Annotated in this window: 8 protein-coding genes and 3 pseudogenes; 8 read left to right on the top strand and 3 right to left on the bottom strand. The window is 68.4% G+C overall.

Annotated features, from left to right (window positions below):
* Positions 1-35 precede the first annotated feature (35 nt).
* The 8 genes and pseudogenes from FRZ33_RS11820 to argH all read left to right on the top strand — a co-directional run.
* Positions 36-599 carry a glycine zipper 2TM domain-containing protein gene (locus FRZ33_RS11820; protein ID WP_158637215.1) on the top strand — a complete coding sequence of 188 codons (564 nt, stop codon included), beginning with the start codon at positions 36-38 and terminating at the stop codon, positions 597-599.
* Positions 600-832: 233 nt separating this feature from the next.
* Positions 833-1836: pseudogene (locus FRZ33_RS11815) on the top strand (N-acetylornithine carbamoyltransferase).
* Between the two features lie 76 nt (positions 1837-1912).
* Positions 1913-3115 carry an argininosuccinate synthase gene (locus FRZ33_RS11810; RefSeq protein WP_146909860.1) on the top strand — a complete coding sequence of 401 codons (1203 nt, stop codon included), beginning with the start codon at positions 1913-1915 and terminating at the stop codon, positions 3113-3115.
* A 1-nt stretch (position 3116) separates the two neighbouring features.
* Positions 3117-4214 (top strand): acetylornithine deacetylase, encoded by a 1098-nt coding sequence (locus FRZ33_RS11805; RefSeq protein ID WP_146909858.1) that lies wholly within the window; start codon positions 3117-3119, stop codon positions 4212-4214.
* Between the two features lie 108 nt (positions 4215-4322).
* Positions 4323-5628: pseudogene (locus FRZ33_RS11800) on the top strand (acetylglutamate kinase).
* 4 nt (positions 5629-5632) lie between these two features.
* Positions 5633-6238, top strand: a complete 606-nt coding sequence (locus FRZ33_RS11795) for a GNAT family N-acetyltransferase (protein WP_227977834.1) — start codon at positions 5633-5635, stop codon at positions 6236-6238.
* Complete coding sequence (argC, locus tag FRZ33_RS11790; protein WP_146909857.1) at positions 6235-7185, top strand: N-acetyl-gamma-glutamyl-phosphate reductase; 951 nt, start codon at positions 6235-6237, stop codon at positions 7183-7185. The genes FRZ33_RS11795 and argC overlap by 4 nt, the downstream gene beginning before the upstream one ends.
* A pseudogene (argH, locus tag FRZ33_RS11785) lies at positions 7182-8423 on the top strand (argininosuccinate lyase); the annotation flags it as partial. The gene argC and the pseudogene argH, both read left to right, overlap by 4 nt.
* Before the next feature lie 46 nt (positions 8424-8469).
* Here argH and FRZ33_RS17345 read toward each other — a convergent pair.
* From FRZ33_RS17345 to FRZ33_RS11770, 3 genes are read right to left on the bottom strand one after another with little or no spacing between them, the layout of a single operon-like run.
* Positions 8470-9327 (bottom strand): alpha/beta hydrolase-fold protein, encoded by an 858-nt coding sequence (locus tag FRZ33_RS17345; RefSeq protein WP_146909853.1) that lies wholly within the window; start codon positions 9325-9327, stop codon positions 8470-8472.
* A 42-nt stretch (positions 9328-9369) separates the two neighbouring features.
* Complete coding sequence (locus FRZ33_RS11775; protein WP_146909851.1) at positions 9370-10701, bottom strand: DUF3999 family protein; 1332 nt, start codon at positions 10699-10701, stop codon at positions 9370-9372.
* 4 nt (positions 10702-10705) lie between these two features.
* A complete protein-coding gene (locus FRZ33_RS11770) occupies positions 10706-13078 on the bottom strand; it encodes a DUF2339 domain-containing protein (RefSeq protein WP_146909849.1) in 2373 nt (790 codons plus the stop codon).
* Between the last annotated feature and the right edge of the window lie 168 nt (positions 13079-13246).

The raw sequence follows: 13246 nt of genomic DNA, 5'->3' as shown, positions 1-13246 counted from the left end.
CCAGGTGCGATGCATGCCCCCGACGGAGATCCACCATGACCGCTGTGCACCGCATCCTGCCGCTCCTGCTGCTGGCCGCCGCCACGCCCGCGCTGGCCCAGTACGAGCAGGACTCCATCGAGCAGTCCCCCTATTACGAGACGGCGATTCCCGAGAACGTCAGCTATGGCTACGCCCAGGTGCTGCGCGCCGACGAAGTGGTCGAGACGATCCGCACCCGGGTCCCGGAAGAGCGCTGCGACGAGGTCGAATACCGGCAGTCGGGCAAGACCACCGGCAGCACCGTGATCGGCGCCATCGTCGGCGCGGCCCTGGGCAACCAGGTCGGCAGCGGCAGCGGCCGCAAGGCGGCCACCGTGGCCGGCGCGGTGGCCGGTGGCGCCGTTGGCCACAACATCGCCAAGAACAAGCAGGAGGCCGAAGCCCGGGGCTGCCAGGTCGTCGAGGTCGAGCGCGAGGAGCGCCAGGTGGTCGGTTACGACGTCGAATACATGTACAAGGGCGAAAAATACATGTCCCGCCTGCCCTACGACCCGGGCAACCGCCTGCGCATCCGGGTCTCGGTGATGCCTGACGACGGCGCCACCGCCGCCCGTTGAGTTGCGGCCGGCCGTCCCGGCCGGCATACTGCCCCCGAATGAACCTGACCTGCGCCAGCGCCGACGTGCTTACCTCCGCCTACATGGCGGCGGGCATGACCTCGCGCGCGCGCCGACCGGAACCCTCCACGCCAGCTGGGTAAACCGGACGTCACTGCTTGTTCACCGGAAAAGCCCAGCCTCGTGCTGGGCTTTTTTGTTTTTGGTTTTGGACTCCCGACAGGAACCCCTTGATGAAGCACTTCCTCAACACCCAGGACTGGTCCCGTGCCGAGCTCGATGGCGTGCTGGCCCAGGCCGCCGCGTTCAAGCGCAGCAAGGCCGGTGACCAGCTCAAGGGAAAATCCATCGCCCTGGTGTTCTTCAACCCCTCGTTGCGTACCCGCACCAGCTTCGAGCTGGGGGCCTTCCAGCTGGGCGGCCATGCCGTGGTGCTGCAGCCCGGCAAGGACGCCTGGCCGATCGAGTTCAAGGTCGGCTCGGTGATGGACGGGGAGGCCGAGGAGCACATTGCCGAGGTCGCCCGGGTGCTGTCGCGCTACGTGGACCTGGTGGCGGTGCGCGCCTTCCCGAAGTTCCGGACTGGGCGGTGGACCGCGAGGACCGGGTGCTTCAGGCCTTCGCGAAGTATTCGACGGTGCCGGTGATCAACCTCGAGACCATCACCCATCCCTGCCAGGAGCTGGCGCATGCGCTGGCGCTGCAGGAGCACTTCAAGACCACCGACCTGCGCGGAAAGAAGTTCGTGCTGACCTGGACCTACCACCCCAAGCCGCTCAACACGGCGGTGGCCAACTCCGCCCTGACCATCGCCACCCGGATGGGCATGGACGTGACCCTGCTGTGCCCGACGCCAGAATACGCGCTGGATGAACGTTACCTGGGCTGGGCCCGCGACAACGTCGCCGAGTCCGGCGGCAGCTTCCGCATGAGCCATGACATCACCGAGGCCTACACCGGCGCCGACGTGGTCTATGCCAAGAGCTGGGGCGCCATCCCGTACTTCGGCCGCTGGGAGCAGGAAAAGCCCATCCGTGACGCCCACAGGCACTTCATCGTCGACGAAGCCAAGATGGCGCTGACCAACAACGGCGTCTTCAGCCACTGCCTGCCGCTGCGCCGCAACGTCAAGGCCACGGACGGCGTGATGGATTCGCCGGCCTGCATCGCCATCGAAGAGGCCGAGAACCGGCTGCATGTGCAGAAGGCGGTGATGGCGATGTTGGCGAATCAGTAAGGCAAGACCGAGCACCCCCACCCCGGCCCTCCCCCGCCAGCGGGGAGGGGGACAAGCAGATTCCCAGGAAACCCGAATGACCTCGACCAAAAACATCGTCCTCGCCTTTTCCGGCGGCCTCGACACCAGCTTCTGTATCCCCTGGCTGCAGGAACGTGGCTGGGCCGTGCACACCGTGTTCGCCGACACCGGTGGCGTGGATGCCGAAGAACGCGCCTACATCGAGCAGCGCGCCGCCGAGCTCGGCGCCGCCAGCCACGTCACCGTGGATGGTGGCCCGGCGATCTGGGACGGTTTCGTCAAACCTTTCGTGATGGCGGGCGAGGGTTACCAGGGTCAGTATCCGTTGCTGGTGTCCGATCGTTACCTGATCGTTGACGCGGCGCTCAGGCGCGCCGCCGAGATCGGCACGCGCGCGATCGCGCACGGCTGCACTGGCATGGGCAACGACCAGGTGCGTTTCGACCTGGCCGTGAAGGCGGCGGGCGACTACCAGATCGTGGCGCCCATCCGTGAGATCCAGAAGGAGCACACCCAGACCCGCGCCTATGAACAGGCTTATCTGGAAGAACGCGGCTTCGAGGTGCGGGCCAAGCAGAAGGCCTACACCATCAACGAGAACCTGCTGGGCCTGACCATGTCGGGCGGCGAGATCGACCGCTGGGAAGCGCCGGGTGAAGGCGCCCGCGGCTGGTGCGCGCCACGCACCGAGTGGCCGGCCGAGCCGCTGCGGGTGACGTTGACGTTCGTACAAGGCGAAGCCGTGGCGCTGGATGGGCAGGAGATGGCGGGCGCCGAGTTGCTGGCGAAACTCAACGGCCTGTTCGCGAAGTACGGCGTCGGCCGCGGCATCTACACCGGCGACACCACCATCGGCCTCAAGGGTCGCATCATCTTCGAAGCGCCAGGGCTGGCGGTGCTGCTGGCCGGCCATCGTGCGCTGGAAGAGGCGGTGCTGAGCAAGCACCAGAACCGCTTCAAGCCCGAAGTCGCGCACAAGTGGGTCGAGTTGGTCTACGAAGGTTTCTACAACGATCCGCTCAAGACCGATCTCGAGGCCTTCCTCGCCTCCAGCCAGGGCACGGTCAACGGCGAAGTCGTGCTGGAAACCCAGGGCGGCAGCGTCGGCGCCGTGGCCATCCGCTCGCCGCACATCCTCAACGCCAAGGGCGCCACCTACGCCCAGTCCGCCGACTGGGGCGTGGCCGAGGCCGAGGGGTTCATCCGCCTGTACGGCATGAGCAGCACGCTCTGGGCCGAAGTGAACCGGAAGCCCTGACATGGCCGACCTGCTGCCCGAAGTCCTGAAGCACCTGGAAGCGCTGGTGTCCTTCGACACCCGCAACCCGCCGCGCGACATCGGTACGGGCGGCATCTTCGACTACTTGCGCACGCAGTTGCCGGATTTCCGCATCACGGTGACCGACCACGGTGCCGGCGCGGTGTCGATGCTGGCGGTGCGCGGTGCGCCTAAGCGCGTCTTCAACGTCCACCTCGATACCGTGCCTTCGTCGCCGGCCTGGAGTGCCGATCCGCACACCCTGCGCGTGACCGCCGACCGGGCCATCGCGCTTGGCGCCTGCGACATCAAGGGCGCGGCAGCGGGACTGGTGGCGGCGGCGCGGCGGACAACGGGGGACGTGGCCTTCCTGTTCAGTACCGACGAGGAGGCCAACGACGCGCGCTGCATCGCCGCCTTCCTCGCTTCCGACCATGGCTTCGAGGAAGCCATCGTGGCCGAACCGACGATGGGGCAGGCCGTGCTCGCGCATCGCGGCATCAGTTCTGTGCTGATGAAGTTCCGCGGTGAAGCCGGCCACGCTTCCGGTGCCCAGGCGCGCGATACCAGTGCCCTGCATGCGGCGATCCGCTGGGGCAGCCAGGCGATGGACTTCGTGCAGGCCCAGGACCATCTGCGTTTCGGCGGGCTCACCGGCCTGCGCTTCAACATCGGCCGGGTCGAAGGCGGCATCAAGGCCAACATGATCGCGCCCAGGGCCGAACTCCGTTTCGGTTTCCGGCCGCTGCCCTCGCAGTCGCTGGAGACGCTGCACGAACTGTTCCGCAGCTTCGCGCCGGCCGGCATGCTGGCTTCCTACGAAGAGACCTTCTCCGGGCCCTCCTTGCCTTCCGGCGACGTGGCTCGGGCCGAGGAGCGCCGTCTGGCGGCGCGTGACCTCGCCGACGAACTGGGCATGCCGATCGGCAATGCCGTGGACTTCTGGACCGAAGCTTCGCTGTTCTCGCAGGCCGGAATGACCGCGCTGGTGTTCGGCCCGGGCGACATCGCCCAGGCCCACACCGCCGACGAATGGGTTTCGCTGGACCAGCTCGCCACCGTTTCCGCCACCTACCAACGCCTGATGGAGGCCTCGTGAACGACCTCAGCCTGATCGCCCAAGCCGCCCCCGCGTTGACCGCGGGCCAACTGGAATTTTCCCGGAGGGCACTTCCGGGATTCGCCTTCGACATCGCCCACGCTCACCATGACTGAAATGCGCACAACGATCGTCCGGCTGCTGTCCAACATGGCCAGCGCCAAGGAGATCCAGCAGTACCTCAAGCGCTTCTCGCAGCTCGACGCCGAGCGCTTCGCCGTGGTCAAGGTCGGCGGCGCGATCCTGCGCGACGACCTGGACGCGCTGGTGAGCTCGCTGTCTTTCCTGCAGCAGGTGGGCCTGACGCCGATCGTCATCCACGGCGCCGGCCCGCAGCTGGACGAACAGATGAAGGCCGCGAAGATCGAAAAGGTCACCGTGGACGGCCTGCGCGTCACCGACGCCACCGGACTGGCCATCGTGCGCCGCGTCTCGCAGCAGGAGAACCTGCGCCTGGTCGAGGCCCTGCAGGCGCAGGGCGTGCGCGCCACGTCGATCACTTCGGGCGTGTTCGAGTGCGGCTTCCTCAACAAGCGCAAGTACGGACTCGTCGGCAAGGTCGATGCCGTGCACACCGCCGGCATCCAGGCGGCGATCAAGGTCGGCTCGATCCCCGTGATCGCCTCGCTGGGTGAAACCGCCGGCGGCCAGATCCTCAACATCAACGCCGACTGGGCCGCGAACGAGCTGGTCAAGACCCTGCAGCCCTACAAGATCATCTTCCTCACCGGCACCGGCGGCCTGCTGGACGGCGACGGCAAGGTGATCGACTCGATCAACCTCAGCACCGAATACGCCGACCTGCTGCGCCAGCCCTGGCTGCATTCGGGCATGAAGGTGAAGATCGAGCAGATCCATGACCTGCTGATGGAGCTGCCGCCCTCGAGCTCGGTCTCGATCACCCGGCCCGACCAGCTGGCCAAGGAATTGTTCACCCACCGCGGCTCCGGCACCTGGTGCGGCGCGGCGAGCAGGTGCGCAGCGTCACTTCCTGGAAGAAACTCGACCTCAAGCGGCTGAAGGTTCTGATCGAATCGGGCTTCAGCCGCAAGCTGGCGCCGGACTATTTCGAGAAGACCAACCTCTACAAGGCCTACGTCAGCGAACACTACCGCGCGGCCCTGATCATCACGCTCGAGGACGGCATCCCGCACCTGGACAAGTTCGCGGTCAGCGACGACGCCCAGGCGAAGGCCTGGGCCGCGCCGCCTGGCAGGTGATGCGCGACCAGACCCCGCAGCTGTTCTGGCGCGCCCGCGCCGGCAACCCGGTCAACGACTTCTACTTCGACGAGGCCGATGGTTGCCTCAAGGGCGAGAAGTGGAATGTATTCTGGTACGGGCTCGAGGGCTGGGAGCAGATACGCTACGCGGTCGAACACTGCCTGGCCCGGCCCGCCACCCTGAAAGGCTGAGGTTATGAACAACCTGCACTGGACCATCCCGCCCATGCTCGAGGGCGCCCACGTCAGCCTGGAACCGCTGCAGAAGGAGCATGTCGAAGACCTGCTGCTGGCAGCTTCGGACGGCGAACTCTGGAACCTCTGGTACACCTCGGTGCCGGGGCCGGAAACGGTGCGTCCCTATGTCGCCAAGGCGCTGGCCGACCGCGAAGCGGGCACCGCCATGCCCTTCCTGGTGCGCAATGCCGCCGGCGAACCGGTGGGCTGCACGCGTTACTTCCGCATGGACCCGGTGATCCCCAGTCTGGAGATCGGCTACACCTGGTACTCGACCCGCGTGCAGCGTACGCCACTCAACACCGAGGCCAAGCGCCTGCTGCTGGGCCATGCCTTCGATGCCATGGGTTGCACGGTGGTGGAATTCCGGACCCATGCCTTCAACCATCGCTCGCGCACCGCGATCGAACGACTCGGTGCGCACTTCGACGGCATCCTGCGCCGGCAGATGCGCATGCCCGACGGGCACCTGCGCGATACCGTCGTGTACTCGATCCTCGACAACGAGTGGCCGACCGTGCGCCGCAATCTCGACTACAAACTGGACCACGGAGCCTCGGCGTGACCGCAAGAATTTCCCTGGGCCTGGTCGGTGCGCGTGGCCATGTCGGTGCCGAACTGATCAAGCTGGTGGCCGCGCACCCGCGCTTCGAACTCGCCTTCGTATCTTCGCGCGAACGTGCCGGCCAGCCGCTGGCGGAGCATGAGCCGGCCTATGCCGGCGACCTGCGCTACGTGAACCTCGATGCCGCCGCGGCTGCAGGGCAGGGCGCAGACGCCCCGGTACTGGCCTTGCCCAACGGCATGGCCGCGCCTTTCGTCGCCGAACTCGATGTACGGGCGCCGCGCACCGTGGTCGTGGACCTCTCGGCCGATTACCGCTTCGACGACCGCTGGCACTATGGCCTGCCCGAACTCACCCGCGCCTCGGCGCCCGGCGCCACCCGCATCAGCAACCCGGGCTGTTACGCCACCGCGATGCAGCTGGCGATCGCGCCGATGTGCCAGGCCCTGGCCGGTCCGGTGCAGTGTTTCGGTGTGTCGGGATATTCCGGCGCCGGCACCAGCGCCTCGGACAAGAACGACCCGGTCAAACTGCGTGACAACCTGATGCCGTATTCGCTCACCGGCCACGTGCACGAACGCGAGGTCACGCGCCAGCTGGGACACGCGGTGGAATTCATGCCGCACGTGGCGCCGCATTTCCGCGGCATCACGTTGACGGCGAACCTGCACCTGGCCTCTGCGCACACGCCGGACACGGTGAAGCTCGCCTACGATCGTCTTTACGGCAGCGAGCCGCTGGTACGCGTGCTCGACGACGCCCCCTGGGTCAGCCGGATCGCAGGAAAGCACCATGCCGAGGTGGGCGGGTTCACGCTGTCCGCCGATGGCCGCCGCCTGGTCGTGGTGTCCACCCTCGACAACCTGCTCAAGGGCGCCGCCACCCAGGCCCTGCAGAACCTCAACCTGGCCTTCGGCCTGCCGGAAACGATGGGAATCCCGACATGAGCGAGCTGCTGTGGCAGAAACCGGGCGTCGAAGTGGACGCGCGCATCCAGGCCTTCCTGGCCGGCGGTGACGTGCTGCTGGACCGCGAATTCATCCAGGACGACATCACCGCCTCGGCCGCGCATGCGCGTGGACTGGCGCGCATCGGCATCCTCACGAACGACGAATGTGAAGCGCTGTGCCATGAACTGGCCATGCTGTCGGAGGACCTGAAATCCGGCACTTTCGTGCTGGACGAGCGTTTCGAGGACGGCCATTCCGCCATCGAATCGCGCCTGGTCGAACGCCTGGGCGACACCGGCCGCCGGATCCACACCGGCCGCAGCCGCAACGACCAGGTGCTGGTGGCCACGCGCCTGTGGCTCAAGCGCAAGCTGGGCGAAGTGAAGGCCCTGTGCCGCGAGACCGCCGAAGTCTGCCTGCAGCGCGCCGAAGCCGAAGCCATCCCCATGCCCGGTTACACCCACCTGCAGCGCGCCGTGGTCTCGTCCACCGCCATGTGGTGGGCGGGTTTCGCCGAGGCCTTCATCGACAACGCCGTGCGAGCGAAGCAGGCCCGCGACTGGATCGACGCCAATCCCCTCGGCACCGCCGCCGGTTACGGCGTCAACCTGCCGCTGGACCGCGAAGGCAGCACGAAGGAGCTCGGATTCGCGCGTTTGCAGGTCAGTCCGATCTATGCCCAGCTCTCGCGCGGCAAGTTCGAGATCGCCGCCGTGGACGCCCTCGGTGCCGCCGTGCTGGACCTGCGCCGCCTGGCATGGGACCTGAGCCTGTTCACCACCGCCGAATTCGGCTTCGTCAAACTGCCGCCGCAATACACCACCGGCAGCTCGATCATGCCCAACAAGCGCAATCCCGACCTGGTGGAACTGATGCGTGCGACCTATGCCAGCGTCGCCGCCGCCCGCACCGAGCTCGAACAGCTGCTGTCGCTGCCCACCGGCTACCACCGCGACCTGCAGTTCACCAAGGGTGCGCTCTTCCACGCCTTCGGTCGCGGCCTGGGCGCACTGGCGCTGCTGCCGGACCTGCTGCGCGGTCTGCAGTGGAATGCCGAACGCCTGTCGAACGCCTTCGACGACGGCATGTACGCCACCGACAAGGCCGTCGAGCTGGCCGTCGCGGGCCTGCCGTTCCGCGAGGCCTACAAGCTGGCCGCGGTGGAACCGCTGCCGGCGCATGGCGCGGACCCGCAGGCCAGCCTGGACGCGCGAACCTCACCCGGGGGTCATGCCTCCCCGGGTTTGAAACGATCAGGCGCCGGCTTGCGGAGACGGCGCTTCAGGGCTGAATCAACGGAATGGGCTCGCCTTCCGCCCTGGTCCCAGGCTGCTTGTTTCCGGCTGGTTGCCACCCGTGCTGCGAGAACTCCATCAGCCATTGATTGCCATCCGACGGCCAGATGTGGCCGGCGTTGTAGAGCCCGAACACGAACGGGGCGCCGCCCGGGCCCGGTGACTGCAGGTTGCAGCAGGTCATGAACTTCACCAGTGGGCCCTGCGTGCGATTGTGGCGTGTCAGCGCTTCGACGGTTTTCGCCCAGTCGTCCTTGAACTCACGGCCTTCGCCGCGGCCGAACAGGTACATCACCGGTTTGGGTGGCGCATCACTTTCGAAGCCGGGGTGCACCGAGCCGATCACGGTGAAAGTCGCGAATGCCTCCGGACGTTCGGCCAACAGCAACAGCACGAAGTGGCCCCCGTTCGAGAAGCCGGCAGCGTGCGTGTTTTCCGGTCGTGTGCCGTGGCGCCTGGCCGTTTCCTCCAGCAGCCGGTCGACCAGCGCCAGGTCGCGGTCGCCCTGGTCGCCCGGGCGGTACTGCCAGCCGCGCATCGTCGAAGCCTCGCGCAACTCGCCGCGCGGATAGGCAATGATGGCCTCGGGCCAGTCCCGGTGCAGCTGCACGGCGTTCGCGAATGCGGTGTCGTCATCGCCGCGGCCATGGAACACCACCATCAGGGTGCGTGGTTCGGTGCTGCGCGTGTCCGGCACGAACATCAGTACGCGGCGCGTCTGTCCTTCGATTTCGAACTCCAGCATTTCCCGCGCCGCATGCGCGCCCGACGCCGGGCCAAGCAGCAACGCTGCCATCAGGCACCTGGCGAAGAAGCATCGCCGGTCATCCATCCGCATCGTCATCGTGTCCTCCCGGCAAGGCCCGGCAGCAACGGCAGACGGGCGCTAGCCGGCCTTCGGCTGCCGCAATACCCTCAACGAAACCACCAGCACCAATCCGGCGCCTGCGGCCAGCACCGCCCACAACACCCACCGCTGCCAGTCCTCGCCACGTTCCGGCTCCAGCGCTGCCTGGCCACCGGCTTCGCTCCTCGCGCCCAGCGTCGCCGGTTGCGGCGGCGTGCTCGATGCCGCCAGGGCGGCCTGCACCGGATAGTCCTCACGGCTGGCACGCACGCTGCCGGCCACCAGCACGTAGGGGCCTTCGCCCTGGGCCAGCATCACGAACCGTTCGGGGCGGTAGGACAACACCAGGCTTGGCGCCTGGGCCAGCGCAGGCCGGGTGCTGACCTGCCATTCGCGGTCGCGAAGCGGGCTGATGACGGGCGCCACGTGGCGCACTTCGTCGCTGCCGCTACCGAGGCGGAAAGCGGTGAAACCGGCGACGCCGCGCCACCAGTCGGTGCCGGGGTCGCGGGCGGTCAGCTGCACGGCGGACACGGAATTGCCGGCGGCCAGGCGCAGGTCCACCCGTTCGACGGCCACCGGCGCGGGGCTGGTGTAGGTGAACGTGCCGGGCTGGTCGGCGACGGGCGTGCCGGTGAGTTCGAGCGACTTCCAGGCGCGCTCGTCGCCGCCGGCCACGCGGCGTTCGGCCTGCAGCGCGGCGATCACGGGCCAGTGGCCATCGTTTTCGATGCTCAAACGCAGGTAGCGTGCCTGCGTGCTGCCGATGTCCAGCTGCAGGCGTTCGATGCGCAGGCCGTTGTCGTCCAGCGCGACCAGGGGCAGGCCGCTGCCGAGCAGTTGCCAGTCGGCCAGGTCGTCGGAGGCGCTGATCCGCACGCGCAGGTTCACCGGCAGCGCGGCGCCTTCGCCAAGCTGCACATGCAGGCGCGACAAGGCGGGCGGCTCTTCTTCGCCGCGGTCCACCAGCAGGTCGTGGCGTTCGGCAGGCGGCGGCGTGTTTTCGCTGGTGCGCAGGTCCAGGCCGCGCAGGCGGCCATCACTGTCGCGCTCCAGCCGCAGCGCCAGGCTTTCGGGCTGGCCGGGGGCGGGCAGGGGCACGCGCAGCCAGGCCAGCGGTTCGCGCACGGCCTCGTCCTGGGGTTTCGGCGGCCAGGACGCGAAGGGCACGGCCTCGCCCCGGGCGTTGAACACCGCCAGGTCGCGCAGGTCGCTGCGCTGTACGTCGGCCAGTACTTCGGCATCGAGTTCAAGCACGTAGGCGGCGGCATCGCCATCGGCCTGGATCGGCCATTGCCAGGCGTAATCGTTCGGCGTCGCGGCCTGCGCGAAACCGGTTGCCAGCAGACCCAGCATCAACATCGAGCGCATGCGTTTACTCCGAACGGGGTGGGGTGGGGGCGATGCGGCCGACCACGATCAGCAGCAGGCCCACGACGACGAAGGACACGATGCCGGTGATGTTGCCGACGAACTGGCGGTCGACGATCAGCAGCTTCAGCAGCACCACGCCCAGCAGGGCCGCACCCAGCCACCACAGCGGGCGGTCGCGGCGGCGCGAGCCGAGGATCCAGGCGGTGACGCCGGCTACGCACCAGGCCACGGTGAGGCTGGTCTGGGCCAGTGTTTCGGACAGCAGGTCGGCCGACCAGGGCAGATCGCCCAGCTGGTGGCAGGCGCGCAGCACCGACATCGTCAGCAGGAACAGCGCCGCGCCGGCCCAGGCCAGACTGCCCAGGCGGTGTGGATCGGCGTGCGAACGCAGCGCGGCCGCGGCCACCACCAGGCCCAGCAGCAGCGACATTTCCAGCGGATTGAGCAGCGGCAGCCAGGGCAGGGGGTCGCTGTCGCCCGGCAGGAAATTGCCCAGCAGCCAGGCCAGGCCAAGGCCGGCTCCGGCGATCGCCAGCCACACGCGGCGCCAGCGCGGGAACTCGCCGGCGACTGGCCAGCCGGCCAGTGCCGGCTGCTTCCATGCCAGATAGAACAGCAAGGCCAGCGGTGCCATCACCGCCGGCAACAGCCAGCCATCGGCCAGGGCGCTGCGATCGTGCAGCACGCGCATCAGCGTGATGCCGGCCGCCGAAGCCACTGCCATCAGCCAGGCGATGTGCGCCACCGGCAGCAAACGCGAGCGCGGCTCGCGCAGCGCGGCCAGGGTGGGCAGGGCCAGCGCCAGCAGCACCCACCACAGCGCCAGCGGGGCGTCGAACAGGGTAATGAGGTCGTGTTCCTGCGAGGCGAACGACAGCGGCAGCATCAACGCCACCGAAGCGGCCAGCGGCCAAGACAGGCGCGGCCAGGCCAGGGGCTTGCGCAGCAGTGCCGCCAGCGCCGCAGTCACCAGGGCGAAGCCGCCGTAATACAGCGCATCGAACCGCGGCGACAGATTGATGTCGATCTCGCGGATGCCCAGCAGGCTCCACCAGAACAGGCCGCCCAGGAACAGCAGGACCTGCAGCGCCACCGCCCGGCCGGCGCGCTGGTAGAACCAGCTCGCGGCCATCCAGCCCAGCGTCAGCAGGCCCAGGTTCATGGCGTGGCCGTTGACCAGGAAGCGGTCCTCGATGCCCATGTTCCAGTCGAACAGGCTCACCATCCAGGCGAAGCTGGCCAGCACCAGCAGCACCAGGCCGGTCCAGCGCACCAGGCGGCGTTCCTGCCGCAGGCCCAGCCAGACCATGCCCGCGCCCTGCAGCGTCCAGGCGGCCGAGGTCCAGCGTGCGGTCAAGGCCAGCGGGACCGCCAGCGTGGCGAACACCACGCCCATGCCGGCCGCGCTCTGCGCCAGGTCGCGCAGGCGCTGGTTGCGCTGCGCCCACAACGCCAGCCCGGCGAAGATGCCGGCCACGAACACCGCGCTCGCCGCCAGCCCGAAGCGGTCGTCGCCCAGCAGCCCGACCTGCATCGGGAAGGCCAGCAGCGGCGTGCCGAACAGCAGGGTGCCGTCCACCTTGCCGTTCTTCTGCCGGCCGGCCAGCGCGTACAGCACCGGGATGGCGACGTAGAACAGGAAGAACAGGATCAGGAAGGGTTCGACGGTGGCGAACTTGTCGGGCTGGTAGTACTTCGCGCCCCACAGGCCGCCGATGGCGAAGGTGAAGACGAAACCCACCAGGTTCAGCGCCCGCCACGGCCGCTTCCAGGCGATGGCGAACACGGCGGCGTTGAGTACCGCGTAATACGAAAACAAAGCCACGTGGTTGCCGCTGCCGGTGGACAGCAGCACCGGCGCCAGGTAGCCGCCGATGAAGCCCAGCACGGCGAGTGCGGGTGCGTCCTGTTTCACCGCCAGCACGCTGGCGCCGGCGACCAGGATCACGATCAGGGCGAAGGCCGGCATGGCGTCCAGCACGCCGTAGTTGCGGAAGGCCGCGAACACCACCAGCAGCAGGATGCCGATGGCGCCGCCCTGCAGGCTAAGGCCGAAGGCCGGTCGTTCGGCGGCGCTGCGCAGGCCCCAGACCAGGCCGGCGATGGCGCCGGCGGCGATGCCGGCGAGGCGGAACTCGATCGGCATCGTCAGCCAGCCGGCATCGGCGGCGTACTTGATGGCGGCGGCGATGCCGAACATCAGCACCAGCACGCCCAGCTTCACCGGCACGTTGCCTTCGAACAGCCAGCCGCGCACGACAGCCACGGCGCGTTCAAGCGCGTCGGGTCCGGTGGGCTCGGCGGGTTCCTGCGTGTCGGGTTCCGTGCGGGTCCAGGCGGTCGGTATTTCCGTGCGTGCCGCTGCCGCGGGCATCGGTGGCGGTTCCGCACGCGGGGCAGCAGCGGCGTCGGGGGCTGGCACCGGGCCGGCACTGCCCGGAATCGGCGCGGCAGCGGCAACCTGCGGGGTTTCCGGGGTGGCGCGGGCTGTGGCGCGGGGGCCGCCGCGGCTTCGCCCGGACGCCGCGACAGGGCTTCGATG

It is taken from the genome of Arenimonas daejeonensis, assembly GCF_007993735.1.
GTDB classification, from domain to species: domain Bacteria; phylum Pseudomonadota; class Gammaproteobacteria; order Xanthomonadales; family Xanthomonadaceae; genus Arenimonas; species Arenimonas daejeonensis.
The sequence above is the reverse complement of the archived record's forward strand: the minus strand, read 5'-3'. Positions and strand labels throughout refer to the sequence as shown.

Coding starts and splice junctions, on each gene's coding strand:
- FRZ33_RS11810 (WP_146909860.1), top strand. CDS start 1,913: ATGACCTCGACCAAAAACATCGTCCTCGCCTTTTCCGGCGGCCTCGAC.
- FRZ33_RS17345 (WP_146909853.1), bottom strand. CDS start 9,327: ATGACGATGCGGATGGATGACCGGCGATGCTTCTTCGCCAGGTGCCTG.
- FRZ33_RS11805 (WP_146909858.1), top strand. CDS start 3,117: ATGGCCGACCTGCTGCCCGAAGTCCTGAAGCACCTGGAAGCGCTGGTG.
- FRZ33_RS11770 (WP_146909849.1), bottom strand. CDS start 13,078: ATGCCCGCGGCAGCGGCACGCACGGAAATACCGACCGCCTGGACCCGC.
- FRZ33_RS11775 (WP_146909851.1), bottom strand. CDS start 10,701: ATGCGCTCGATGTTGATGCTGGGTCTGCTGGCAACCGGTTTCGCGCAG.
- FRZ33_RS11795 (WP_227977834.1), top strand. CDS start 5,633: ATGAACAACCTGCACTGGACCATCCCGCCCATGCTCGAGGGCGCCCAC.
- FRZ33_RS11820 (WP_158637215.1), top strand. CDS start 36: ATGACCGCTGTGCACCGCATCCTGCCGCTCCTGCTGCTGGCCGCCGCC.